Below are 24,835 nucleotides of genomic sequence, written 5' to 3'. Positions count from 1 at the left end.
ATTTCCAAGGAGGACAGACTCTGACTCCCCTCTACTCATAATAAAATTATGAGAGAAATGCTTAACACATTGGTCTACAGACGAATGCATTTTACATTGGTTCAAGCTAAACTCCATTTAGAGCTCTCAGTTGTTTAGGAACATAATATATAGGTACATTGTTGTCTAGTTGTTTAGCTAAAGCACCATGTTGTGTTCTCATAAAATCCAGTTGTTGCTTCCCGAAATCAGTGAGGATGTATTTTTCGTTTATGAATTTATTTGATATAGCTTCTTGATGTAATTCATGAATCTCTGAAACTGTTAGCCCTGTTTGCTCTGATATTTCGTTCCAAAATCTGTATCTATTTGCGGCAGCTAGGAATACAATCAATCTTGGGGAATGATCTGGTAGATCATTTTTCTTAATAAATGTTTGGATATTATTTTCACGTAATTTGATCAAAGCCTTTTCGATATCTAATTGGCTATTTCTCTCCAAAAGGGGAGTGATCGAGTAATCTATTACTCTACTTTTAAAAATAGGCTGCCATTTAGGTGACGCCCTGAATAGAATCTCAGGAACATTATTTGGAACTCCATAGGAAAACGACATAAGTGCTCCAATACCACGATAACCTAGAGGATCATATTTTGGTCTCGAGAAAAAACCATCATTTATTGTTTCTTTATTCGGAGCGTATTTGTTACACAAATCGATTATACTTTTTCGCTCTTTGATATCGCTAAATACAGTCCATATTGTTGGGCATGGCTCACCTATGTATATTTCTGGCTTAGCTTTGTGCCTTCTGACAGTCTCGCTTCCAATCTGGGTTGCGCTGTAAGCCACGACATGGAATTTTACTGCTTTTAGAGAGTTCCAACTTCTTATACTTTTAACTTTCCAAAAGGCGTCGAGGTAATCACAAATTCTTGTCCCGCTGCCAATAAAATCAGTAACAATAATTAGATGACGTACTTTTTGCTTTCTAATCTTATCTGGTCCAGGATGAGTTATAACTCGACTGCGTTTAGTTTTGCAGATTTGAGTAATTATGTTGGCTACTACTCCTTCACTACCTACATCCTGTTTATATCTGAATATAGGGTCTATTGCTTTTGGACCACTCCCTATGGCTCTTTTTACCTTAGTTTGAGTCTCTTTGAATATTTTATGCACGGAGCCTCTTGTTTTTCTAATTTCTCTCTCCGCATACAAACCAACAACACCCTTTTGATTTTGTAGTATTTCGCCAATGAGGAACTTCAACTCCCGAGTTACCTTTTCGACAGAAATATGTCTAATCGAATTCAAAAGAGATTCTGCCTGAGTTTGATCTTGACACGAAAACTGTGACAACCAGCCTTTTGCTAATTCAGTTGAAATAAACGATTTCCTTTGCAATTAGACGCCCTCATTAAAAGTGTGATTTTTGCTTGAAAGCCAACTATTAACCTATCAACAGAATGTTCTTAGCCATCTGCGCATACAAGAAAGCTTCGCCAAGTAATGAGATATTAAAATTTATCTAATGCCACTAAAATCAACGCCAGCGTTTCAAGTTGAGAGTTGTTCAAAATCGTTTACCTCTCCCAAATAGGGAAGCGTAAACCATGTACTTTGTTGTCAGGAACTAAAAAACCGACGCTGTATCTGGCTCGAGTGATCGCAACATACATTCTATTTTGTGCAGTTTCTGCGTCTTGAGAAAAAGGAGTGTTTCCATCCAAAACGAAATGCATCTGGCTATCGGCCGGCAGAATTAGTACTCGATCAAAGCTCAATCCTTTACTTTTCCCAAAATTGCAGCAGCGAGCGTGAGCAGGAAGAATCTTCTTTCCTGATGAAATACTTGAGCGCAATACAATTGGGTCGTATGTATTGATATAACCGTCTAAGTCCGATTGTTTGACAATAAAAACACCAAGGTGACTACGAAATTCTTCAGGTGTTAAGTCGACAGCAGATTTAGTTGCGCCATAAGTTCCTGCATGAACCGTATCGGCTACCTCGCAGATTTGCTGTATGCATCTTCGATTAAATACCAGAACATCTTCTTTAAAGCCCATCGAATTAAACGCTTTGATTTTGTCTGCTGCTACTTGAGGAGATTTGTGACCAAAAGATGTTTCGTATACAGTCTGTCTGAAATCGCCAACACAAGTGATAGGGCGTTTCATATATTTACTCAAACTCTTTAATACTTCGTAATCCCACCCGACCAAATCTTGTACCTCATCGAAATAGACCTGGCTATAGATATCACCGAGACGTGCTGCAGCCGAGTTTTTTGTTGCTTTCATAATCCGGACTGCTAGTTTTGCTAAAAAGCCTGTGTGTGCTTTGGTATGGCACTTGGTCAGGAAATGGTCTGGATTGAACTGCTTGTTGTTTAACTGTTCCTTGCGACCAAGTAACATAGCGGTTGAACCAGGCTTAAGATGAGGATTGCGTTCGTTAAAGAAAATTCCATCTATGCGTTTGGGGAAAAACACTTGCTGATATGGTCTAACCAAGTCTTCCAGATAGAACGAGAACAAACCTTTGACCACAAATCGATCACTACTCCTACCGAAAGCAGCCAAAAATCGATTTCTTAGTTCTTGTTGGTTGCTGGTGGTGTAGGTCACTACCAGCACTTTGCCGCCGTTCTTTATCTTCGCAATTGATTCTGTAATTATTTTGTGGGTTTTGCCTGACCCTGCGCCAGCTATACATAATGTGTTAGACAAAAGTCAGCACCTCGTGAAGAAATGCTGGATACTTGAAAGTTTCGGTGGTTTCGAACAGTCTGATCGCTGAGTCAACTTTCTTTTTCCCCTTACCATCGCCTTTCGTACTCGTAAACCACTCCATGATAAAAGCTCGTTTTTCATTTAATGAAGGTTTAGCCATGAGCTGCTTGTAGGTCTGTGTAGATAGCGTTATCTTTGCGAATATGTCTAACTCGACTTCAGTTGCAGAATTTGCTGAAATCAAGGCTGGTTCAAGTGAGAAGTCAGCTTTGTCAGTAGCAGAAAATAGTTTTATATTTGGGTGCGCTGCGTATATTTTTTGCTGCTCAGCTACGTTAGACACGTAATCTCCGTCATTGTCGCGCAACACATGTATCACGGTGCCTATCTCTTTCCCGATCTCTATAAATGTCTCAAAACCGACTCCACGCACTACAATAATGTCTATACCGTCATACTCAGGGAGACGATTATTGTTCTCCCTTTGGTATATTTTTTTAAGTACCAATTCATCAGATGGCCCTTCGACCAATATAACCTTTTTTGATAGTGCAACCCTCAGCGTGTCGAAACCAGGTAATCGCTTTAGCGTTTTTACGACACCTTTGTCTAAGAGATGTAGCCTCTTATAAGAGCTTTGGAGTAAGCAGATTTTATCAATACTTAACTTGTTTAGGACGTAAGAGCTGTGTGTGGTAATAAATAGTTGCTTATTACCACGCTGTTCTTCGATGTCCTGTATCAGCTTACTAAGTTCAATGTGAGACAAATGGTTTTCAGGTTCTTCCATCATCACAAGATCTATATCTTTTGACTTATTGTAGAGAGCTAATTTGATCTGCACCTTGCTCTGTTCACCTTTACCAATGATGTGAAAAGGTACAGTATCTACCTTAAGCTGCAATCCATTCTGTAAGGCGCCTATTGGCATTGTGTTGGCAGCAATAGTTAGTTTTTTATCAGTGATATTGTTTTCCGAGTCGAGATCTTGATTGACTATCTTTACCTCATCAGTGTCATTGAATGATTGAAGAGCCTCTCGATAATTAAGACTTAAGCGATATTCTTCATCTTTTTTAAGAGCTGTGTTTAAGACGTTGGAAATATACTGATTTTTACCAAAGGTGGGGTGAATTCTCGTGGGGTCGATATAGAGTGCTCTGAATTGTTTGGTCATCGGCTTTATTGTGTTCCAAGCGAAATCCATCCATTCAACTTTGTAGAATTCGACAGGAATCGTCGTTATCTGTGCTCCAGTAGCAAGGTAGGCTTTATATGCATCTGTAAAGTCTGGATCAAAATACGCTATGACCCGCACTCCTTCGGCATCTTTCAGTAAATTATTGTTGGTTCCCCGATAATCTGGCACATGCTTCATGTAAGCTTCTATAGAAAGGACTGGTAAGTCTGCCGGCGTCTTCGGAGAGTTCAGGAACGCGGTAACAGTTTCGCTATTAAATAGATCTGGAGAAAACTCAATACTGAATGAGCGGCCACGATATTGGAAGTTAAGTACAATTTCCAATGCCTCTAAGATCGTGCTTTTACCGGCATTGTTATCGCCAACCAAGATATTTACATCTTCGTTGAAATCAAAAACTTTATCCTTAAACTTCTTGAAATTCAGTACATGAAGTGACTCTAACAGCACTTTTCAACTCCCTTTGACACACCAGATATAGTGTTAAAGATAGCTTGTCATTTTAGCAATCTTTTTCCAATCCCATACCGATTATGGGAGCGTGCAATGATATTAGCAAATCAAACTTTTTAGGTCATCGCCAATGCCTGAAATTTACCGCATCATTGCAACCTGTCCTTACCACGTGTTGCAAATCAATCGCACTACCACTTTCACGGAATGTAGCACATCATTGGATAGTGGCTTTGTGCCAAAAGCGGAAATTCACTGAGATTCGACAAAATCGGCGCTTTTCACTGAAAGAGGGTCCGACGGGATTCTGAATTTTTTTCACAAAAAGTATATTATCGAGCTGATTAATATAAGCATTCATACTGCTAATCCAATCTTAAATCAGACTTTAAAAGATACAACAAGCCCTTATCCGAAGTTGGTTTCAAAACGATTTTAGACTGTGTATGTCGGTTATTCGTGATATGAATACCCCTCAACTGGAGAGTACAAGACCGTAAAAGAACTGACCATTGGAAGTACCGGCTTGGTTTTGGATTCAGTTACGCTTGATGTTGTCTTAAGCAATACCGATAGAATATCCATTGAAGACCACCCACAAGGCAACGGCTTAGTGTGTCTGTGGCCGGACAAAATAGTTGTAAATTCAAACCTGCCGCAGCCTGCCTCAGGCCATACTTTGTTTAACACCAGACCAAGCCACCAACGCAGTGTTGCACCAATAGCCGCGCCGGCAGATAACGCTAATACATGGGTAAACATTTTTATCTCCCTTAAACCCGAATCGCAGCCAGTATGCTAAACTGCGACGATTTTTTTCGACACAGTTTACCAAAAACGGACTTTAAGGCGATATGACCATACTTTACGCGATTTTTCTTGGCATTTTACAAGGTATTACCGAGTTTTTGCCTATTTCCAGTTCTGCTCACCTTATTCTGGCACCTTTGGTTACCGGTCAGGTCGATCAGGGGCTGGCATTTGATTTAGCTGTGCATCTTGGCACCTTGCTGGCAGTGTTGCTGTATTTTCGCCGCGATGTGTTCAGCTTAACCACTGATAGCCTGGCAGCACTGTCAAAGCGTCAGCATGTCGGGCAAAGCTCCCTGGCGCTTGCTGTTGTACTCGGCACCATTCCGGCCTGTATCGCCGGTTTACTGCTACTGGATTTAATTGATACCCATCTGCGCTCGGTGGCCGTTATTTTTGTTACCACCTTAGTATTTGGTATTTTGCTCGGTTTTGCCGATGTTACTGCTAAGACTGAGCGCGATTTGTCAACATTGACACTGAAGGACGCGCTGCTGGTGGGGTTAGCCCAGGCCGTTTCTCTGATCCCCGGCACGTCACGCTCTGGTGCAACCATCACAGCAGGCTTGCTGCTGGGGTTAACCCGACAAGCCGCGTCGCGCTTATCATTCTTACTGGCGATACCTATCACCTTTTTAGCCGCCAGCGTTAAATTACTGGAGGTGATAAGTACTGATGTCGCCAGTATCGACTGGTTGGTATTTACCATCGGCAGTGTCTCTGCCTTTGTTACTGCACTGGTGGCCATTCATTTTTTTCTGGCCTGGTTAAACCGCTTTGGTATGTGGCCTTATGTGATTTACCGTCTGGTGTTGGCCGCAGCGATTTATTGGTTTTTATTGAGGTAAGCTATGCACCTTTTTCGTTTAGCCATCCTGTTTTTGCTGCTTCTTGCACTGACCAGTTGTCAGCAAGCCCCTCTGCTGGTGAAACTCAGCGGCAAGGCCCAGGGTACCACCTAGCATATTAGTTACTGGAGTAACAACGGCACTGATACCGGCAAGGTAAAACAGCAAATTGATGCAGAATTTGCCAGGATTGACAAACTGATGTCAATTTACCGCGATGATTCCGTGATTAGCCAGTTTAACCAACAGCAAATCAACACCTATCAGACGGTTGGCAGTGAGTTAGTCCGCTTAATAGAACAGTCCAGGTTGATTAGCCATGCCTCACAAGGTTGTTATGACCTGACGGTTAAACCATTATTTGACTTATGGGGCTTTAAAGCTAACCAGTTTAATCAACCCTCAGCAGAGCAAATCCATACTGTACTGCTCAGTACCTGCATGCGTCATCTTGGCACAACAGCACCGGATAAAGCCGCAAAGGCGGTTACTAACTTAACGGTCGATGTGTCGTCAATCGCGCAAGGTTATACCGTTGAGCGCTTAAGTGTGATACTGCAAAATAACGGTATTCAACATTTTATGGCAGAAATTGGCGGTGAGCTTTTAACACAGGGCCACAAGCGTATCTGTCACCTTAGTGCATGATAATGCTACGCAAGCCGATGCCTGGTCTACTGCATTACTCTGCAGTGGCTATGAGCAAGGCATGGCAATTGCCACTGCGCAGGATTTAGCAGTGCTGTTTATTGTCGAGAAAGATGGCGCCTTAGTGGAACACGCCAGCCCGGCATGGCAACAAAGCAGTTTATTTTCGGAGGTACAATGATCCGGTTATTCAGCATTGAACAAGGCATTATCCGCGAGACAGCCAGTTCTGCTCCCACTACGCTGGAACAAGTGCGTAAAGCGCACTGGATAGACGCCCATGAACCCACCGAGCCGGAGCGCGAGTTACTCAGCACCTTGCTCAGCGTTGAACTGCCAGAGTCAGATGACGTCGAGGAAATTGAAGCCTCGGCGCGCTGTTTTGTTGACCAGGCAGGTATCCACGTACATTCATTGTTTTTATCGCCACAAGAAGGCCGCCATAGCACTGTTACAGTGGCCTGTATCCTACAGCCAGAGCGTTTAATCACTATCCGTGAGGGCGACATCGCCGACTTTCGCCTGCTACGACTACGCGCCCGTCGCGGTCAGGTCAGTTGTACTGATCCAGCCGATTTGCTGGTGACCATGTTAGAGCAAAAAGTCGAGAACCATGCCGATACACTGGAGGATATTCATCATCAGCTGGAGCAGGTCAGCCATCTGGTACTGGAAGAAAAAGATTCTGAACTGTATCAGGCAATAAGCAAACTGGCGCGTCTGGAAGACAGTAACGGCAAAATCCGCCTCTGTCTGATGGATACCCAACGCGATATTTCATTTTTGCTGCGCTACCTCAAAGGCCGGCCGGAACAGGATGAAACGCTGCGCGAAATTATGCGCGACGTTGAAACACTGATGTCGCACACCACCTTTTTGTTCGAGAAAATTAATTTCTTAATGGACTCAACCCAGGGCTTTATTAACATTCAGCAAAACCAGATCATCAAAACCTTCTCTATTGCAGCGGTCGTATTTCTGCCCCCCACACTGGTGGCCAGTGCCTACGGCATGAATTTTGACTATATGCCGGAGCTGAAGTGGTTGCTGGGTTACCCCTGGGCGCTGGGGCTGATGCTGATCTCCGGTTTCGCGCCCTATTGGTTCTTTAAACGTAAAGGTTGGCTGTAACGCCACAGAGGATTTAATGAAGTATTTCAGCAGTATATTATTGCTATTAGCTTGTATTAACAGCAACACCGTCTGGGCTTGGGGGCAGACAGGCCACAGGATCACCGGCCAAATTGCAGAGCAATGGCTAAGCCCCGAAGCGAAAATCGCGATTGGCAATATTCTGGGCCCTGAAAGCTTAGCCGAAGCGTCTACCTATCCGGATGATATGCGCTCGGCTCCCGGGGAATTCTGGCAAAAAACGGCTAACCCATATCATTTTGTTACCCTGGCTGACGGCCAACATTATCACGATACCGATTGTCCACCTGAAGGCGACTCGGTAAGCGCGCTTAAACACTTTACCAGGGTGCTTCAACGTGACGACAGCACCACCGCCGACAAGCAACTGGCACTGCGTTTTATTGTGCATTTGATTGGCGATTTACATCAGCCGTTGCATGTCTCTTCTGCCAAGGTCAAAGACAAAGGCGGCAATGCGGTACCGGTAACCTTCTTTAAACGACAAACTAATTTACACAAAGTATGGGATTCCGATCTGATCGATCAGCAACAACTGTCTTTTAGCGAGTATGCCAGTTGGCTTAATGCCAAAATAACTCACGAACAGCACAGCAATTGGAGTGCTGGTTATTATCAACAATGGGTATCCGAAAGTGCCGCCTTACGGGACGGTGTTTATCCGCTGTCGCCAGAGCTAGGCTGGGACTATCTGTATCAACATAACCCGACAGTTAAAGTTCGGCTGCAGCAAGCCGGTGTGCGGATCGCGGCGCACTTTAACAGGGTTTTTAGTGGTAATTGAACAACAGAGCGTATCGGCTTACTAAGCCGGTACGCTCTGTTAGGCTAAGTTAATTTTTAAATCTGCACTGGAAGGATGTAAAACGCTTTTTTGTGATGACCGCCTGAAGATAGCGGTGACTCAGCTACCAGCGTGTAGGGTAAATATTAACACCAATTTGGTTGAGCAGTTTTTAGTGTTGTGATGCATTGATGGAATAACTGCCGCGTGTTCATTACTTAACAATATTCAAGCTGCAGGTTTCCCCGGTGAGAATACTGCAACACTTTCCCCACCTCCTTGCCCGGAACTCAGCAGCATTCTCAAGATCAAGCCAGCCGTTAAACTTACCATACAGTTTTGGCCTTTTCCTGTACATCTTCAGGTAATTGTCATAGACTTCAATCATATTTCTGTAAACAGCTCTACATAATATGAAGTGGATACTACTTATTTTATCACTACCTACCTTAAACGCGACAGCGCGGATGCGGGTGTGGCGAACCCTTAAATCTGCGGGTGCGGCAGTATTACGCGATGGTGTTTATCTACTTCCCCAACGGCAAAAGCACCAGCAATTATTTGATGGTTTGGCACAAGAAATCGAAATAAGTAAAGGCTCTGCTTATGTACTCTTGTTTGACACGGAAGATGCAGGACAGTTTAGTGGCATGTTTAACCGTAGCGAAGCCTATGCCCTCCTTTTGCTGGAACTACAGCCGATAAAAGAATTGTCAGTCAGCTCGTTACAAGAAGCGACACGGCAGCTGCGCAAACTGCGTAAAAACTTCACGGCTATCGCAGCAATTGATTTCTTTCCCGGCGAAGCGCAAGCGCAAGCGCAGCAAGCGATACAAGATCTCGAGCTCCAACTCAACCGCCAGTTATCACCCAACGAACCTCATGAACGTACAGGGCAGATCACACAGTTGGAGATCAATCTGTATCGCAGCCGCTTATGGGCAACCCGTCAGAGACCATGGGTAGATCGCCTGGCCAGCGCGTGGTTGATCCAACGTTTTATCGATAGCGATGCCCGCTTTATTTGGCTGGTTGCACCGGAAGATTGCCCCGCAGATGCCTTGGGATTTGATTTCGATGGGGCCAGTTTTACTCATATCAACGGAAAAGTCACTTTTGAAGTCCTGCTTGAAAGTTTTGGTTTAAATAATCCTGGCTTGGATCGTTTGGGAGCCTTGGTACATTTTCTGGACGTAGGTGGTGCCCAGCCAAGTGAAGCCAGTGGACTGGAGCAGATCTTGTGGGGATTGCGAAACAGCATTAGTGACGATGATCAACTCATCTCAAGTGCCAATAGTGTTTTCGACGCGCTATTTGCTGCTTTTAGTGAAAAGGAGACACCATGAGCAACATTACAGAATTAACGTCCCATCAACAAGTTCAAACGCCTGCCCCTGTCAGTTTTTGGCAGGCTTTTCTGTTCTGGCTAAAACTCGGCTTTATAAGTTTTGGCGGCCCGGCAGGCCAAATTGCTATCATGCATCAGGAGTTGGTAGAGCGCAGACGTTGGATCAGTGAAAAACGATTTCTGCATGCGCTCAATTACTGCATGGTATTGCCGGGCCCTGAAGCGCAACAACTCGCCACGTACGTTGGTTGGCTAATGCACCGCACCTGGGGGGGGATTGTGGCGGGTGTACTGTTTGTATTACCGTCTCTCTTCATTCTGATCGCGCTTTCGTGGGTGTATCTTGCCTATGGTGATGTGAGTTGGGTAGCCGGTTTGTTTTATGGTATCAAACCGGCAGTAACGGCCATAGTTGTGCATGCCACACACCGGATCGGCTCCCGAGCATTGAAAAATAACATGATGTGGGTGATTGCCGCTGCAGCATTTGTAGCGATATTCGCACTTAGCGTGCCTTTTCCTTATATCGTTATTGCGGCAGCGCTCACCGGTTATCTGGGCGGCCGGTATTTACCTGACTATTTTAACAGTAACGGCGGGCATGGCGACTCAGGGAAATCGTTCGGAACGGCGTTACTCGACGATAATACCCCCACACCCAAACACGCCATTTTCCGCTGGTCGCGTTTCAGTATGATTTTGATTGCCGGTATCGTCCTGTGGGTAATGCCTATGCTTGCGCTTTGGGCAGTCTGGGGCTGGGAACACACCTTTACGCAAATGGCATGGTTCTTTACCAAAGCCGCTTTGGTCACTTTTGGTGGAGCCTATGCGGTATTGCCCTACGTCTATCAGGGAGCAGTCGGTCAGTATGGCTGGCTCACCCCGACACAAATGATTGATGGACTCGCTCTGGGTGAAACCACGCCGGGGCCGCTTATTATGGTCGTGGCGTTCGTTGGTTTTGTCGGAGGATATGCCAATGCCGTATTTGGCCCCGACATGATTTTTGTCGCCGGCGCCGTTGCCGCGACTATTGTCACGTGGTTTACGTTCTTACCGGCCTTCATTTTTATCTTCGCCGGCGCGCCCTTTATTGAAACGACACACAATGATCTGAATTTCACCGCGCCATTGACGGCGATCACTGCAGCGGTGGTAGGCGTTATTTTAAATCTGGCTCTATTTTTTGGTTACCACATTTTGTGGCCAGAAGGGTTTGATGGGCAGTTTGAATGGATATCTGCCGTCATTGCTGTCGCAGCGGGCATCGCATTATTTCGTTACAACATGAATGTAATGAAAGTTATCAGCGCCTGTGCACTCGTCGGGCTTGCGCTTACATTGTCGGGGCTTGCTTAAACCGGGTGTCAATCTACTTAATGTTGACTAACCATTTAAATGGAGAAAAAACCAGTGAATGACCTTGATCAAAACAGACGTGATTTCCTGATTTCCAGTGCTGCCGCGGCCGGGAGCTTACTATTGAGCTCACCTGTAAATGCCGACGCAATCGTTAAAACAGCTAACACGAGTGTAGGAGAAAATTGGATGAACCTAGAAATTAAGCCCAAACCGCTGCCTTTTGATGCGGGCAAATTAAAAGGCCTGTCTGCCAATTTGATAGAATCACATTGGGCGAATAATTACAGCGGATCGGTGAAAACCCTAAATGCAGTGAATGATAAATTGAGCCAGGCACTTGCAAACACCGACACGCCGGCGTTTCTCTACAATGATCTCAAGCGGGAGCACTTGATCCGTACAGGCTCAGTCATTTTGCACGAGTTATACTTTGATAATTTGGGTGGAAATGGCCAAGCGGATGGCGAACTACGCTCTGCAATTGCCAAACAATTCGGCACCTTTGATCGCTGGGAAACCGAATTTAGAAAGATTGCCCAGGGTTTAGCTGGGGGGGCCGGCTGGGTTGTTTTAGCGTACAACACCCATTTCAACAAGCTGGAAAATTATTGGATGGGTGATCACGCGCATTATCCGGTGGGAACCATACCATTGCTGGTCATGGATATGTATGAACACTCCTACCATATGGATTTTGGCGCTGCTGCAAGTAAATATATTGATGCATTTTTTCTCAATATAAACTGGAACAAAGTCGCCCAGCGTTTGCAACGACCTATGGCAAATTCAGTGTAAACAACACACTGCCAGTGTTAACCAGGTTGCTACATTGAACTGAATATGAGATGGGAGCAGGTTCAGTTCAATGTAGCAACCGGGGGCAACGCCTCTGGTTGATCCGGATTGATTGGGGGGATTAGTCAAGATCAGCATCGACCACAATCACGTCTTCGCCTTTGATATATTGGGTCGGCGTCGACATGGCGTTGATGGTAGAGAATGTCTGCCAGAGTTGCTGCTGGGTACTGAGCGAAGCGGATAACGCGGCTCTTTCCTGCAGCCAGGCTTGTTCTTTTTGCTGCAAACCCGCCACCTGAGCCAACGCCGCAGCGCATTGTTCTTGGAGTTGGCCTAACTCCTTTTGCAGCGTCGCAAGCTCTACGTCTTTGCGGTAAAGTTGCTGCTCGACCTGTTGACGGTTGTCCTGCAACATAGCTAACTGTTGCTCAACTATTTTGACAGACTGCCGGGCTTGGTGAAGCTCTGCGGATAACTGTAGCGTCTGCTCTTTCTGGGAAGTACATTCTTGCTGTTTCACACTGATAGTTTGTTGACTTATTCTCAGTTCAGCCTGTAATTGTTGGATCTGATGTTCATGCCGCTGGAGTTCTTGTTCGCGTTGCGTCTGTACTGAATCACGATAGTGCTCTAACGCTTTCCTGCCATGTTGATGCTTTTCTTCCAACGAAGCAATGTGCTGCTCTTTCGTGCTGAGTAAGCTTTTAAGATGCGCATTATCGCCGGTTAAGGCCGTGATTTTCAGCGTGTCTTGCTGGTGAGAAGTGAGTAGTTGCGTATTTTTTTGTTCAGTCTCTGAAAGTTGTACTATGGGGTGCAAATTTGTGGGGATCCCTCAGGAGCCCCGCATAGCTTCCGCCGAACTATGAGTGTTCTTTTTAGAGACACACGCGCGATTTCAGTCATGTCTGCAACAGCAGCAAAGCGGACTTTTAGCTTTTCCAAGAATCTGGCACTTTTAGATCTGCTTTTCGCTCATAGTGAAGATTGTCTGCGTGCCAATAGCGGACATACGCTTAATTTTTCTTTGCCCTTCAAACTTCCGAAGGCGCTGATTGATGGAAATAAGGGAAATAATCTGATTTAAATAAAATCAGACAGACACCAGCGTAAAACTGGTGACTGTTTGAGCTAGTACGCCTTACATATAAAAGCTATAGCTGACTTGTGGTTTCTCATTTTCATCCACGTATTTCATGATCTCACCTACTTTCTTTGCACACTCAATTGTAATTGGCAAGCGGCCATCTAGTTGGGTATTGTTCCAATTCATTTTCGTTAAGCCTAGTAGTTCTTCGCAGAGCTCCTCTAAAGATGAGTCATTTTCGTGTGCAATTATTCTGAGCGGACTAGGTATATACATACCTGGATAAGTCTTATAAAAATCAACAAACCCTCGTGTGTATAGTAGCCCTTCTGATTCCGAGAGTTGGAGTAATGTTCCTCGTTTAGGTGGGTAATTATTTTCTCCAAACAACCTAATGTCTGATTCGGTAATAGATACATAATCTCGAGACCGAATCGATTTTGAATCGAGCGCTTTGTTAAACCCTTCGATTTCACAACCTCTAAATTGACTTGACTTATGAATTACAACTCTTGCAGGCATTTGCATTAAGGCTTTGTCATATTCAGATAGTGCATTACTTAACAATTCGAAAGCTTGCTCTTTTGACATGTAAGGGCGTCGATCCGTTTTGTCCAATGCGACTGGGCTACCTCTAAGAATGACACCATGACCAAACTCATCAAATACTTGTGCGAGACTAGTTGAAATGGTTTCACCATCCCTACTTTTATAAAAGCCGATACCCACATAACATGATCTCGGCTTATAGGTGTTTTCGACAAGTCTCCAAGGGACAGTGCGATTTCCTTTGTAGTACAAAGCAGTACTGAAATTCCATGCTTTAGTTGCATCATCCTGTTGACCAAGCGGTGCTTTGGTGTCGTCAATTGTATTTTCAATGACAAGTTGTAATGGCACACCTAAATGCATCGTTTTTGCTTTTATCATCCTCCTGAAATTGTGCTCCATGTAAACTTCTATTTGGTCATTATCTTCAGAATTTCTTGAGGTGTTTTTTGTTATTGATTCAAATAAATCGTCGGGAATAACACAAATTATTACGTCAACAGCACGGTTCTCAGTAAGAAATCTAATTTGATCATAAAATAGCTCAACAGCAGCATTAACTCTGTCCTCCCTAGAATTTATTGATCTAATTTTATTCAAACTGGATTTCTGTAGTGACCTTGTATAAGCAGGTGAAGAAAGTAGCTTCGAATGAAAACCATGGGAATCAGTAAAACCACCAAAGCCTTTAAATAAGTTTGCAAGTTTAGATTCTTTTGGAAGTATCCCGCCTCGACACTTTTCCAGCCAGACATCTAGTTTATCAACACCTTCACCTCGTCCAACAATTCCTAATCTTAACTCTGATTTTCTGAATTCATCTTTTTTGTCATACACCCCGAGCCTTTCAATTCCAACTCTTGGGCATATATGAGTACCTTTCCCAAACTCTAGACTAGGTTCTGCCAATACTTTAACTTTCATCAGAGTCATCCTCTATTACGTCTTCGGCATCAAAATCAGGGTATTCGCACTCTAATATTTCTAATTGTGAAACCCGAAAAGCGGAGTTCTTTTTATCAAGTTCGGTGCTTAGAAAGTAGGCTATAAATCGCGTTATATTTCGAACCGTCCCAGAAGTATCTAACCGCTTTTGCTTTGACAGAAATTTTTCATGCCCTAAAGATTTTTTGTAACAATTGTATGTATAAAGCCAGCTGGGAACAATTAAACAATACCAATCACAACCAATATTAACGAAGGACAAGGTGAAGCTAATATGCTTAAAATAAAGAACTTTCTCAGGGCTTCTCGAATTCATCTTTTTCTCGAAAACCGTTCTAATTGCTTTCTTTTTTCCGATCCACTCAATTTTCCTAGCTTCGTCATCTTCACGCTCTGGTAAAAAGTAGAAGCAATTTTCTAAAGAGTTAAAGCCTATACTTAAATCTGCAAGCTCACCTTTGAAAGAGTTTTTTATTAATTCCTTTACAATGTTTCGATATTCCTCAAACTCCGACTCCAAGAGTTCGCTTGTTTGAATCGGTTCGATAGTGTCAATATCAATAAGCTGCCTTAATGAGTTATCGAACTCTGGATTCACAAACGAAAATAGCTTTCCTTCATGAAAAGTCCAACCGTCTGACATGGCACCATTCAAGACCATTGCCAATCGAACTAATGTTTTTTTGTTATAACGGCGCTTCTTAAAAGCTAATTCCTGCCTTGCTCTTTTTAAAGTTTCTTCAAAATCAATGCTAACTTCCGCAATAAAAACTTCGTCAGGAAATGTTATTTTTGCAAGATTGGTGGTGAGTGTTTTTTGTTCAGGCTCTTTAACGTCCGTATATTGGAGATAGCCATCTATATCACCAAGTATTAACTTGAACTCATGTAGAACTCTTTTTTGGGCTGGCAACCTTAAGGACGTTGTTTTGGCCAGGATATCTGACAAATCGATGATTTGACGCTTAGCGTCGAACTCGAACTTGCCCTGAACTATTTTATCGATAGCTTCTTGGGAATAGGATTTTTGCTTTTCACTGAGGATGAGAATAAACAGCTCATCGAAATTGCTCTCAAATCCATGCTCAATAAATACGTTTAAAGTCTTCTTAACCTTGTCTAACCCAGATGTTGAAGTAACTTGAAAGGCCACACGATCATGTTCATCACCCAAGTCTATTCCGGGAAAGTTCTTTTGCTTTGCATTAAGGTTGACCAGTCTGGCAAGGCTAAACACCTCTTTTAATACAGGTATTAAAGCATCTTCTAGCGAAAGGTTTACGTCCAACCTACCTTGCTTTGTTGCAAGATTGACTTGGCAAGTGATTCTGCTAACCACTTCTCTCAGTTCATTTTCAACATTGATGGTTTCCAAAGTTTCAGATTTCCTTTACATAACACTTAAAGCCTTGAGCATCCCCGAAGGATATTCCATTAATTACATTTCATTTACCAGTCTATTCCAACTACTTCTTATCACCCGTTGCAAATCTATTGCATCACTTGTTGCCTGGAACTTTCCACTTGGCTAATAGTCAGCCTCGGTTAGCAGCTCTGTGCCAATGCAGAAAAATGCCGTTTAATTTTGTTTAAATTTCCCCCTTAAACAAAAGGCTAAGTATCAACGTTTATCAAAACGTGGGCATTTATAATGAAAAGGCTCTGCAATAGAGCCTTTTCACGAACGATTTTTATGTGTGATCATGAGGTTTTAGAGGCGGATATTTAGGTTGGTTTTCTGGCGTTACACGACGCCTTCTATCTAAAGTCCCATCATTTTTTTTAGGTTTAGGGCCTGGTTTTATACTCATATATATTACCTCTTAACCTGTGAAATGTTGCTCAAATATCATACTGATAAAACACTGTATTCGCAACCAGCATGATTTAATATACAGTGCCTTACGTTTTTTATCGAGTTGTCTAGCACATTAGAAGGTAATTATGATGAGCCGCATAAAGTCTGGCTTTGCCTCCTTCGCAGCTAACTTTAGCCAAGTTTTGTACGCGCCGTGTTGCGGTGGTAGTCTGTTTTTCGCTCATATTTGACTACCAATTAACGGGATGATTGCTGAAACTGGTGGTAAGCAGCAAGTAATATGGGTGGTAAATTGGCGTGTCGTTTTGCTATCACCAGTAGAGTTTGAAACCGTCACCAAGAACGGCTGGGAAGTATGTAGATTACTAGTGGCGATTCAATAAAACTGAATAATCAAAAAATTATTATTCATTATCAATTAGATAACCTGGCGACATTTCCAATGCTTCAGCAATCTGGAATATCTTGATTAACGTAATATTTTGATCACCGCGTTCAATATGTCCCATGTAGCTTCGCTCTATACCGGCAAGGTCTGCCAAGGCTTCTTGTGATAACCCCTTCTCTTTTCTTAGCTTACGAACTCGCTCGCCAAAAGCGACTAGACGTGGATCTTTCATGATTGCTCTGTTCAAAAGACAGAACTATCACCAATCATTGATTATATCACCACGGTATATATCGCTCATTATTGATATTTTGCTCTACTCTTAACCTATCATTGAAAAATGAGATAAGTGTATGTGGAGCAAAAACACACAAAAGTACCTTGAAAAAATACTGAACCACCCAGGGCTTTCATTCAAAAAAATCAATAAATATAAATACTTACTCTATTGCAACGATCTAAAGTGGTACCTCTGGCCACGGTCCGGTCGCTACCAAAAGATCTCGTCGGAAGGTGTGGTTTCGGAAATGTATATGGGTGAGCTTAAAGATTTCTATCACCGTTACCTCACAGGGGAGCTTGATTTATCCGAAAACTTTGGCAAGACCTGGTCTAACGAAGATGACGATATACTGTATGACATGATTAATCTGGCTTATACATGCAGGCAGATAGCTGATGAGCTGAAACGACATCCCAAAAGTGTAGCCATTCGACTGGTTAAGTATTTCGATGATGAAACCCTTCACAAACTGCTCACTGAGGATATGTATGATGTGCCTGTAAGAGAACTGGTTGATTGGAGGTAAACTGCCAATGGATGCGTTTTAGTGGCTAGATGGAACGCATTGGTGCACGTTGATTATGAAACCATAAATAACTACCCATCGCGCTTTCCTGATTTCTAAATTTCATCTCCAGCCTACCTTGCTTCGTTAGCTCCAATTTGCAGTACGTTTCTAACACTCACTCGTAACTCATTAGAATTAAATACATAATCAACAGACTATTACCAAATACTTTCGACTTTTTGACTCCCGAAAAATCTGAAGGGTAGATCCTTCCGTATAGTTGCAGGTAGACTAATTCAAGTAATCCTATAAATCTGAGAGTAACCCAGCATGATTGAAATTGGACAGAATGCACCGAACTTTACCCTACGAAACCAAAATGATGAATCAGTGACACTGTCATCATTCAAAGGGAAAAAGGTTTTGGTATACTTTTATCCTCGGGCATCAACCCCTGGCTGCACAGTGCAGGCCTGTGGCCTTCGTGACGTTAAATCAGAGTTGAATGAATTAAATGTGGTTATTCTGGGTATCAGCCCAGACACACCAAAGGCTCTTGCAAATTTTACTAAGAAACAGGAACTTAACTTCAACCTACTCGCTGATGAAGACCATGCCGTTTGCGAATTATATGGTGTTTGGCAACTAAAGAAATTTATGGGGCGTGAGAGTATGGGTGTCGTAAGAACTTCTTTTTTAGTGAGTGAAGAAGGAGTAATAGAACACATATTTGATAAATTCAAAACCAAAGATCATCACGAAGTGATTTTAGATTATCTTAAAGGTAAGTCGATAGCAGGCTGAGTTACTAGCAGTTGACAAGGCAGTCAAACACTCTCACCGTTGCAGCCGATTGTGATGAGAGTGCAAGATGATTTATGCACACTTTAGAAATTGCACCGAATCGCCAATAAAATGCCGTTATGTGCACTCTTTATGGAGCATAAACCAGCACCGCATTAGCTTTTTAATCGAATCCGACGGTCGAATTGCCAAAGTGTTTGATAACTTCAAAACCAGCAACCATCATCAGGTCGTTCTGGACTATTTACAGAGCTGATTCAGCTGATTCGGCAGGCATTTTACCTGAAAATACTGGCGAACGCCTGCCGGATTGCTACCATCGAAACGCCAATTAAGGTCGCAGCGCACAGCTGCACTGAGCCTTCAGTCACAGGAGCTGAATATGAAAAAATCTCTCTCATTCTCGTTACTCGCCGCTACGCTATCACTGGCGTTAAGCAGTGCCAGCGCCCAGGATATCAATACTGAAAAAGCCAAATTAACGCTGGATAAAGTTGCGTCTGGCTTAGAGCATCCGTGGGGCCTGGCATTTTTACCTGACGGCCGCATGCTGGTGACGGAACGTCCGGGACGCATTCGCTATATCAATCAGGATGGCAGCCTCAGTGAGCCGTTAACCGGTTTGCCGGCAGTTGAAGTTGCCGGCCAGGGCGGTTTACTGGATGTGTTATTACATCCGGACTTTGCGCAAAACCAACAAATTTTTATCAGCTATAACGAGCCAGCCGCTGGCGGCAGCAGCACCGCTGTGGCCCGGGCTACGCTGCGCGACAATACGCTGACGGATGTCACGGTGATTTTCAGCGCGGCGCCGAAATTTCAAAGTCGTCACCACTTTGGGGGCCGGCTGGTGATAACAGACGATCGTCATCTGTTTGTTACGCTGGGCGACCGTGGCCAACGCCGTCAGGACGCGCAAACCTTCGATAACCACCACGGTAAAGTCGTACGTTTAAACCTGGACGGTAGTGTGCCGGCAGACAATCCTTATGTAAAAGATGATAAGGTACTGGACGATATCTGGTCCTACGGCCATCGTAATATTCAAGGTGCGGCGCTGCATCCGGTTAGCAAAGAGCTCTGGACGCATGAGCATGGGCCTCAGGGCGGTGATGAAATTAATATCACCCGCGCTACCCGCAATTACGGTTGGCCTACCATCACCTATGGTGAAGAATATGGCGGTGGCAAAATTGGTCAAACTGCTAAAGAGGGTATGGAACAGCCGCTGCACTACTGGGTGCCGTCCATTGCACCCAGTGGCATGACCTTCTACCTCGACGATGCGATCCCGGGTTGGCAAAACAATCTGCTGGTGGGTTCGTTACGCTTCGGTCAGTTAGTGCGGTTAGAGCTGGATGGCGAGAAAGTCAGCCATGAAGAGCGGATTATGATCGGCCAGCGGATCCGTGACGTGCGTCAGGGACCGGATGGTGCCGTCTATCTGTTAACCGACCAGGCTGACGGACAATTGTTACGCTTACGGGCAGCAAGCAACTGATGCCTGCTCGTCTGTTAAATCCTGTTACCGCCAGCGTTATGCTGGCGGTATCGTCTGTAACGCTGGCGCAGACACCGGAAGTGATCGTCATTACTGCCAATCAACAACAAAGCTGGTTGGATGCCGCAGCCAGCATTGAGGTCAGATCAATCCCTGCTGCCGGCTTGTTGATTGATAGCGGTCAATTATTACAGGGTATCCCCGGACTGCAGGTTGATAGCCGGGCCAACTTTGCTCAGGATACCCGTCTTAGTATCAGAGGCTTTGGTAGTCGCAGTGCTTTTGGTGTACGCGGCATTTATCTGACACAGGACGGCATTCCGATTTCCTCGCCGGATGGTCAGGGCCAACTCTCGAGTGTTTTGCTGGATAATATTGGCGAGATCGAAGTATTACGCGGCCCGTTGGCGGTGCTCTATGGCAATGGCGCTGGTGGTGTGATTGCCTTGAAAACCGCTTACGACCGCCCGTCCGCGCTGGGCGCAAGCTATGCCCTGAGCCAGCAACATCAGCAAAGCCAATTTTCCGTGCAGCAGCAGGGAGAACGGCAGCAATTTAGCCTCAGTGCCAAGCATTTCGAAACCGACGGCTTTCGCCCGCAATCAGCGGCCCGCAAGCAACAACTGCAAAGTCTGTGGCAATATCAGCTCGCTAACGAGCTGAGCTTACGCCTGCGTCTGGATTGGGCTTATGATCCCCTGTTACAGGATCCATTAAGTCTGACACCCGAACAGTGGCGACAGGATCCGGAGCAAACCGTCAGTCAGGCTGCCTTATTTGATACCACGAAACAGACACGTCAACGCCAGCTCAGCGTGCAATTGCAGGATGAAGGCAACACCCCGTGGCAATTAGCGGTCTGGCAAGGTCAACGTGAAGTGCAGCAACGGCTGGCATTTACCGGCGCCGCGATAACCTCGGCTGGCGGCGACATTCAGCTCGACCGGCAATATCAGGGTATCAATGGCCAACAGCAGTGGCGCTTGCGCCCGGATCTGAGCACTACCCTGGGATTTGCCTGGGTCAGCAGCGATGACGAACGCCAGGGCTTTGTGAACGATTTTGGTCAGCGCGGCGAGCTGCGCCGCGATGAAACCAATCTGGCTGAGAATCGTGACCTGTATTGGCGCGTCAGCTATCAGGCCAACAGCGCACTGAGTATTGACGGCGGCCTGCGCTATACCGAACTGGAATATCAGATCCGTGATCGCTTTATCAGCGGCGCCAATCCGGATGATAGTGGCGCGAAGACTTACTATCAGCATGCCGCCGCCCTGGGACTAAACTATCGGCTAAGTGCGAACTGGGCCTGGTTTGTTAGCACGGGTCTGGGCTTTGAGGCCCCTACTCTGGCCGAACTCGCCTACCAGCCGAGTGGCAGTGGTTTGAATCTGGCATTAAACGCCAGTGAAAACCGGCAGTGGGAAACCGGGTTAAAATATGCTGCCGGCGCTGGGCGTGGCAGTATTAGCCTGTTCAGCATCCGCAGCAGTGACGAGCTACTGGTCGCCAGTTCAGATAACGGCCGCACCAGCTATCGTAATGCCGGGGCGACCTCTCGGCAGGGGGTCGAAGCGCGGTGGCAGCAACAAATAACAGCGCAGCTATCACAGCAACTCAGCTTAAGCTGGATGGACGCGGCCTTTGTCGATGCTGAACTGGCCGGTAATCGACTACCAGGTGTAGCAAAATGGGATGCCCTTTGGCAGCTCGATTGGCAACCGTTCGCCAGTTTGCCGGTGCATTTAGCATGGCGCAGCCATTATCGTAGCCGCATTGCCATTGATGATCAGAACAGTCAGTTTGCACCGTCCGCGGTCAGGTTTGATCTCAGCGCCTACGCAAGGCAGCAACTGGGCCACTGGCAACTACGGTATTGGTTGGAATTACAAAATCTGACTGACAGAGCGAACGTCGGTGCTGTCGTTGTCAATCAAAGTAATGGCCGCGCCTTTGAACCGGCACCAGGCCGGCAACTGAGTGCCGGTCTGAGCATTGATTACTTATGGTAACGCCCTGGAAAAGTGGTTGTGTCGGCGCTTGGCGACACAACCTATTGCGCTTCACGCGTTTTCTGGTTCTGCCGGATGCATCCGGGTCGACCAGGCCTTGATCGTCGCCTTTACCAGCGACGCCAACGGTATCGCAAAAAACACGCCCCAGAAACCAAACAAGCCACCAAAGAACAGCACAGCAATAATAATATAAACCGGGTTCAAATCGACGACTTCTGAAAACAACAGCGGCACTAACACATTGCCATCCAGCGCCTGGATAATGCCATAGGCCAACATCAGATAGCCAAACTCCGCGCTAAACCCCCACTGAAATAACCCGACCAGTGCCACAGGCAAGGTCACAACGGCTGCACCGATGTAAGGAATTAATACCGATAGCCCAACCAGAATCCCCAATAATAGCGCATAGTTTAAGCCAAACAGCGTAAACACCAGATAACTGACACCACCGACGATTAATATTTCCAACATTTTACCGCGGATATAATTCATGATCTGAATGTTCATTTCATGCCAGACTTGTGAAATAAGTTTACGTTCCTCTGGCAAAAACTGCACAAAGCCTGCACTCAACTGGGTTTTGTCTTTCAACATAAAAAACACCATCACCGGCACCAGTACCAGATAAACCAGTAAAGCCACCAGGCTGACAATCGAGGCCAGCGATGTAGATAACATTTGCCGGCCAAAGGCCATCACCCGCTCTTCTACTGAGTGCATCAATAACAAGATTTGCTCGTCGCTGACCATGCCAGGCAAGAGTTCCGGCAATTGCAGTAAGTAGGTGCGACCAATTTCGATCATCTGTGGCAGATCGCGCAATAAAGTCCGGCCCTGATACCAGGCGAGTGGCATTACCCACATTAAGATCAGCGTTAACAAGCCCATAAATGCCAGCACCACCAACGCCGTGCTCAGAGTGCGGCTTACACCAATCCGGCACAAGCGGGCCACCGGCCACTCCAGTAAGTAAGCAAAAGCAATAGCCACCAGCACCGGCGCCAGCATGCCACTGAGCCAATATAGCGCCAGAAAACCTAACACTAACATCAGGAACAATGTCACAACCTGCGGATCTGAGAATTTATTGGTGTACCACTTTCTTAACCAATCAAGCATGCCTACTCCACGTTGTTATCGTTAGTCCGACTCAGTATAACAACAAGGCTGCTCGCTAAGTAAGCCTCTGTCGCTTAACCGCCGGGTTGTGCTAAATTAGCCTCAGATCCGGCAATGAGTTGGATAACGTAGAAAAATTCAGCAGCTGGCGACTATTGGCGCCACTAAACTGAACTTCGTTACCGGATAACAGCCAAAGCTTGTGAAAATCCGCTAGTACCGCAGAATAGGTCCGTTGTTATGATACGCCAAGCAGTTAAATTGACATTCGCTACCAGTATCCTGCTGATGCTGCTGCAGAGCAGTCCGGCGCAGGCACTGAATAAACTGCCGGATATTGGTGGTAATGCCTTTTCAACACTAACGCCGGAAAAAGAGAAACAGCTGGGCGATGTGATGATGCGGCAAACCCGTGGTCAGTTGCCGATGATCTATGACCCCCTGCTCGATGAGTACATTAATGCTTTGGGTAACCGCCTGGTGGCGCGTGCCAATGACGTCAAATTCCCGTTTAAGTTTTATTGGGTCAATAACCGCCAGATTAATGCCTTCGCCACGCTCGGCGGTAATATTGCCTCGCATACCGGCACGCTGGCAGTAGCTGACAGCGAAAGTGAATTTGCTTCGGTGATGGCACACGAAATTGCGCACGTCACCCAGCGCCATATCGCCCGTTTTGTCGAAGCACAGAACCAGCGCGCGCCGCTGACTATCGCCAGCTTACTCGGTGCTATTGTACTGGCTACGGTGAATCCGGAAGCCGGGATGGCAGCGATGATGGCGTCACAGGGCGCGGCGCAGCAAAGTGCAATTAACTTTACCCGCAGTAACGAGCAGGAAGCAGATCGTATCGGCATGACCATTCTGGCGGAAGCCGGCTTTGATCCCAATGCCGTACCCCAGTTTTTTACTAAATTGAGCGAGCAATCGCGCTTTGTTAACCAGCAATTGGCGTTCCTGCAAACCCACCCGCTGTCTCAGGCTCGGGTCAGTGATACCCGGCTAAGAGCGCAACAGTTTCCAACCCGTTTCGTGCCGGATAGCATGGATTTTACGCTAAGCAAAGCGAGAGTTCTCGCCCGCTATCACCATGATACCAAAGATGCGTTGACGATTTTCCAACGTAAATTGGCCGAGCCTGGTGGTAATACCCGCGCCAATCGCTATGGTCTGGCGGTCGCCTTGCTCGATAACAAAGATTACGCAGCAGCACGCGCTCAAATTGAACCTCTGCTGGAGCAAGACCCACATAATCTGTACTATCTGGATGTACTGACTGATGTGATGATTGGCCAGCAGCAATACCAACAAGCACTGGACCTGTTGCAACAAGAATATCTGTTACGTCCGAATAATCAGGTGGTTACGCTTAACTACGCCAACGTTGCACTCAAAGCCGGCAGCCATCAACTGGCCATTCACCTGCTACGCAATCTGTTGTATTACAAAGATGATAATATCTTGGCGCTGGATTTGCTCGCCGATGCCTACAAGCAAAAGGAAGAGTTTGCCCGCTATTATGAAACCCGGGCAGATTTATTCTACCAATTAGCCAACTACCCGAAAGCCATTGATGATCTCAACGAAGCCTTGAATCATCTGCCAGCCGAAGCCAGGCTGGAAAACCGGCGCTTAGAAGCCAAAAAACGCCAACTGCAAGCCGAATTTGACCGGTTGCAACGGATGTAA

At 45.5% G+C, this 24,835-nt stretch carries 22 protein-coding genes; 13 read left to right on the top strand and 9 right to left on the bottom strand.

What is annotated here, in order from left to right; translation table 11 throughout:
• Positions 1 to 106: 106 nt before the first annotated feature.
• From AGRI_RS02440 to AGRI_RS16480, 4 genes are all read right to left on the bottom strand, one after another.
• Positions 107 to 1,387 carry a phosphoribosyltransferase-like protein gene (locus AGRI_RS02440; protein WP_008983429.1) on the bottom strand — a complete coding sequence of 427 codons (1,281 nt, stop codon included), beginning with the start codon at positions 1,385 to 1,387 and terminating at the stop codon, positions 107 to 109.
• A gap of 179 nt (positions 1,388 to 1,566) precedes the next feature.
• Positions 1,567 to 2,715: a UvrD-helicase domain-containing protein gene (locus AGRI_RS02435; RefSeq protein ID WP_008983428.1), complete on the bottom strand. Its 1,149-nt coding sequence runs from the start codon at positions 2,713 to 2,715 to the stop codon at positions 1,567 to 1,569.
• Entirely contained in the window at positions 2,708 to 4,369 is a 1,662-nt protein-coding gene (locus AGRI_RS02430; RefSeq protein ID WP_008983427.1) for an ATP-dependent nuclease, read from the bottom strand. Before AGRI_RS02430 ends, AGRI_RS02435 begins: the two co-directional genes overlap by 8 nt.
• A 456-nt stretch (positions 4,370 to 4,825) precedes the next feature.
• Complete coding sequence (locus tag AGRI_RS16480) at positions 4,826 to 5,134, bottom strand: hypothetical protein (RefSeq protein WP_156808349.1); 309 nt, start codon at positions 5,132 to 5,134, stop codon at positions 4,826 to 4,828.
• Between the two features lie 92 nt (positions 5,135 to 5,226).
• On the opposite strand from AGRI_RS16480, the gene AGRI_RS02425 reads away from it, so the two are divergent.
• The 8 genes from AGRI_RS02425 (at position 5,227) to AGRI_RS02390 (ending at position 12,122) form a co-directional block, all read left to right on the top strand.
• Positions 5,227 to 6,030: an undecaprenyl-diphosphate phosphatase gene (locus tag AGRI_RS02425; protein ID WP_008983426.1), complete on the top strand. Its 804-nt coding sequence runs from the start codon at positions 5,227 to 5,229 to the stop codon at positions 6,028 to 6,030.
• Between the two features lie 117 nt (positions 6,031 to 6,147).
• On the top strand, positions 6,148 to 6,678 hold the full coding sequence (locus AGRI_RS02420) for an FAD:protein FMN transferase (protein WP_337445355.1): 531 nt from the start codon (positions 6,148 to 6,150) through the stop codon (positions 6,676 to 6,678).
• Positions 6,671 to 6,859, top strand: a complete 189-nt coding sequence (locus AGRI_RS02415) for a hypothetical protein (RefSeq protein WP_040291278.1) — start codon at positions 6,671 to 6,673, stop codon at positions 6,857 to 6,859. The genes AGRI_RS02420 and AGRI_RS02415 overlap by 8 nt, the downstream gene beginning before the upstream one ends.
• Entirely contained in the window at positions 6,856 to 7,809 is a 954-nt protein-coding gene (corA, locus tag AGRI_RS02410; protein ID WP_008983425.1) for a magnesium/cobalt transporter CorA, read from the top strand. Before AGRI_RS02415 ends, corA begins: the two co-directional genes overlap by 4 nt.
• A 16-nt stretch (positions 7,810 to 7,825) precedes the next feature.
• The gene (locus AGRI_RS02405; protein WP_008983424.1) at positions 7,826 to 8,614 is read left to right on the top strand and encodes a S1/P1 nuclease; all 789 of its coding nucleotides are present in this window, start codon (positions 7,826 to 7,828) and stop codon (positions 8,612 to 8,614) included.
• A gap of 413 nt (positions 8,615 to 9,027) precedes the next feature.
• Positions 9,028 to 9,960 (top strand): chromate resistance protein ChrB domain-containing protein, encoded by a 933-nt coding sequence (locus tag AGRI_RS02400; protein WP_040291277.1) that lies wholly within the window; start codon positions 9,028 to 9,030, stop codon positions 9,958 to 9,960.
• Positions 9,957 to 11,324, top strand: coding sequence for a chromate efflux transporter (gene chrA, locus AGRI_RS02395; protein WP_008983422.1), 1,368 nt, complete (start codon positions 9,957 to 9,959; stop codon positions 11,322 to 11,324). The genes AGRI_RS02400 and chrA overlap by 4 nt, the downstream gene beginning before the upstream one ends.
• Positions 11,325 to 11,378: 54 nt before the next feature.
• The gene (locus AGRI_RS02390) at positions 11,379 to 12,122 is read left to right on the top strand and encodes a superoxide dismutase (RefSeq protein ID WP_040291295.1); all 744 of its coding nucleotides are present in this window, start codon (positions 11,379 to 11,381) and stop codon (positions 12,120 to 12,122) included.
• A gap of 121 nt (positions 12,123 to 12,243) precedes the next feature.
• Here the strand turns inward: AGRI_RS02390 and AGRI_RS02385 are convergent, their stop codons facing one another.
• The 4 genes from AGRI_RS02385 to AGRI_RS02365 all read right to left on the bottom strand — a co-directional run bounded on the left by AGRI_RS02385 (position 12,244) and on the right by AGRI_RS02365 (position 17,145).
• Complete coding sequence (locus tag AGRI_RS02385; protein ID WP_008983420.1) at positions 12,244 to 12,945, bottom strand: coiled-coil domain-containing protein; 702 nt, start codon at positions 12,943 to 12,945, stop codon at positions 12,244 to 12,246.
• Between the two features lie 321 nt (positions 12,946 to 13,266).
• The gene (locus AGRI_RS02375) at positions 13,267 to 14,685 is read right to left on the bottom strand and encodes an argonaute/piwi family protein (protein ID WP_008983419.1); all 1,419 of its coding nucleotides are present in this window, start codon (positions 14,683 to 14,685) and stop codon (positions 13,267 to 13,269) included.
• Positions 14,675 to 16,081 (bottom strand): SMEK domain-containing protein, encoded by a 1,407-nt coding sequence (locus tag AGRI_RS02370; protein ID WP_008983418.1) that lies wholly within the window; start codon positions 16,079 to 16,081, stop codon positions 14,675 to 14,677. Before AGRI_RS02370 ends, AGRI_RS02375 begins: the two co-directional genes overlap by 11 nt.
• An 848-nt stretch (positions 16,082 to 16,929) precedes the next feature.
• Complete coding sequence (locus AGRI_RS02365) at positions 16,930 to 17,145, bottom strand: helix-turn-helix domain-containing protein (protein ID WP_008983417.1); 216 nt, start codon at positions 17,143 to 17,145, stop codon at positions 16,930 to 16,932.
• 121 nt (positions 17,146 to 17,266) lie between these two features.
• Between AGRI_RS02365 and AGRI_RS16610 the strand changes: the two genes are divergently transcribed.
• The 4 genes from AGRI_RS16610 to AGRI_RS02345 all read left to right on the top strand — a co-directional run bounded on the left by AGRI_RS16610 (position 17,267) and on the right by AGRI_RS02345 (position 22,021).
• Positions 17,267 to 17,722: a hypothetical protein gene (locus AGRI_RS16610; RefSeq protein WP_008983416.1), complete on the top strand. Its 456-nt coding sequence runs from the start codon at positions 17,267 to 17,269 to the stop codon at positions 17,720 to 17,722.
• 312 nt (positions 17,723 to 18,034) lie between these two features.
• Positions 18,035 to 18,508, top strand: a complete 474-nt coding sequence (gene bcp / locus AGRI_RS02355; RefSeq protein WP_008983415.1) for a thioredoxin-dependent thiol peroxidase — start codon at positions 18,035 to 18,037, stop codon at positions 18,506 to 18,508.
• A 382-nt stretch (positions 18,509 to 18,890) separates the two neighbouring features.
• Positions 18,891 to 20,009 carry a PQQ-dependent sugar dehydrogenase gene (locus AGRI_RS02350; protein ID WP_008983414.1) on the top strand — a complete coding sequence of 373 codons (1,119 nt, stop codon included), beginning with the start codon at positions 18,891 to 18,893 and terminating at the stop codon, positions 20,007 to 20,009.
• Positions 20,009 to 22,021, top strand: a complete 2,013-nt coding sequence (locus AGRI_RS02345; RefSeq protein WP_008983413.1) for a TonB-dependent receptor family protein — start codon at positions 20,009 to 20,011, stop codon at positions 22,019 to 22,021. The genes AGRI_RS02350 and AGRI_RS02345 overlap by 1 nt, the downstream gene beginning before the upstream one ends.
• Before the next feature lie 51 nt (positions 22,022 to 22,072).
• Here AGRI_RS02345 and AGRI_RS02340 read toward each other — a convergent pair whose 3' ends face one another.
• Positions 22,073 to 23,146: an AI-2E family transporter gene (locus AGRI_RS02340; protein WP_008983412.1), complete on the bottom strand. Its 1,074-nt coding sequence runs from the start codon at positions 23,144 to 23,146 to the stop codon at positions 22,073 to 22,075.
• Between the two features lie 240 nt (positions 23,147 to 23,386).
• On the opposite strand from AGRI_RS02340, the gene bepA reads away from it, so the two are divergent.
• A complete protein-coding gene (gene bepA / locus AGRI_RS02335; RefSeq protein WP_008983411.1) occupies positions 23,387 to 24,835 on the top strand; it encodes a beta-barrel assembly-enhancing protease in 1,449 nt (482 codons plus the stop codon).

The sequence above is a fragment of the Alishewanella agri BL06 genome, from assembly GCF_000272005.1.
Taxonomy (GTDB): domain Bacteria; phylum Pseudomonadota; class Gammaproteobacteria; order Enterobacterales; family Alteromonadaceae; genus Alishewanella; species Alishewanella agri.
The sequence above is the reverse complement of the archived record's forward strand: the minus strand, read 5'-3'. Positions and strand labels throughout refer to the sequence as shown.

What these genes read in the sequence shown, in the direction of transcription:
- AGRI_RS02365 (WP_008983417.1), bottom strand. Translation starts at nt 17,145, where the DNA reads ATGAAAGATCCACGTCTAGTCGCTTTTGGCGAGCGAGTTCGTAAGCTA.
- AGRI_RS16480 (WP_156808349.1), bottom strand. Translation starts at nt 5,134, where the DNA reads ATGTTTACCCATGTATTAGCGTTATCTGCCGGCGCGGCTATTGGTGCA.
- AGRI_RS16610 (WP_008983416.1), top strand. Translation starts at nt 17,267, where the DNA reads ATGTGGAGCAAAAACACACAAAAGTACCTTGAAAAAATACTGAACCAC.
- AGRI_RS02425 (WP_008983426.1), top strand. Translation starts at nt 5,227, where the DNA reads ATGACCATACTTTACGCGATTTTTCTTGGCATTTTACAAGGTATTACC.
- chrA (WP_008983422.1), top strand. Translation starts at nt 9,957, where the DNA reads ATGAGCAACATTACAGAATTAACGTCCCATCAACAAGTTCAAACGCCT.
- AGRI_RS02400 (WP_040291277.1), top strand. Translation starts at nt 9,028, where the DNA reads ATGAAGTGGATACTACTTATTTTATCACTACCTACCTTAAACGCGACA.
- AGRI_RS02340 (WP_008983412.1), bottom strand. Translation starts at nt 23,146, where the DNA reads ATGCTTGATTGGTTAAGAAAGTGGTACACCAATAAATTCTCAGATCCG.
- AGRI_RS02345 (WP_008983413.1), top strand. Translation starts at nt 20,009, where the DNA reads ATGCCTGCTCGTCTGTTAAATCCTGTTACCGCCAGCGTTATGCTGGCG.
- AGRI_RS02375 (WP_008983419.1), bottom strand. Translation starts at nt 14,685, where the DNA reads ATGAAAGTTAAAGTATTGGCAGAACCTAGTCTAGAGTTTGGGAAAGGT.
- bepA (WP_008983411.1), top strand. Translation starts at nt 23,387, where the DNA reads ATGATACGCCAAGCAGTTAAATTGACATTCGCTACCAGTATCCTGCTG.
- bcp (WP_008983415.1), top strand. Translation starts at nt 18,035, where the DNA reads ATGATTGAAATTGGACAGAATGCACCGAACTTTACCCTACGAAACCAA.
- AGRI_RS02350 (WP_008983414.1), top strand. Translation starts at nt 18,891, where the DNA reads ATGAAAAAATCTCTCTCATTCTCGTTACTCGCCGCTACGCTATCACTG.
- AGRI_RS02405 (WP_008983424.1), top strand. Translation starts at nt 7,826, where the DNA reads ATGAAGTATTTCAGCAGTATATTATTGCTATTAGCTTGTATTAACAGC.
- corA (WP_008983425.1), top strand. Translation starts at nt 6,856, where the DNA reads ATGATCCGGTTATTCAGCATTGAACAAGGCATTATCCGCGAGACAGCC.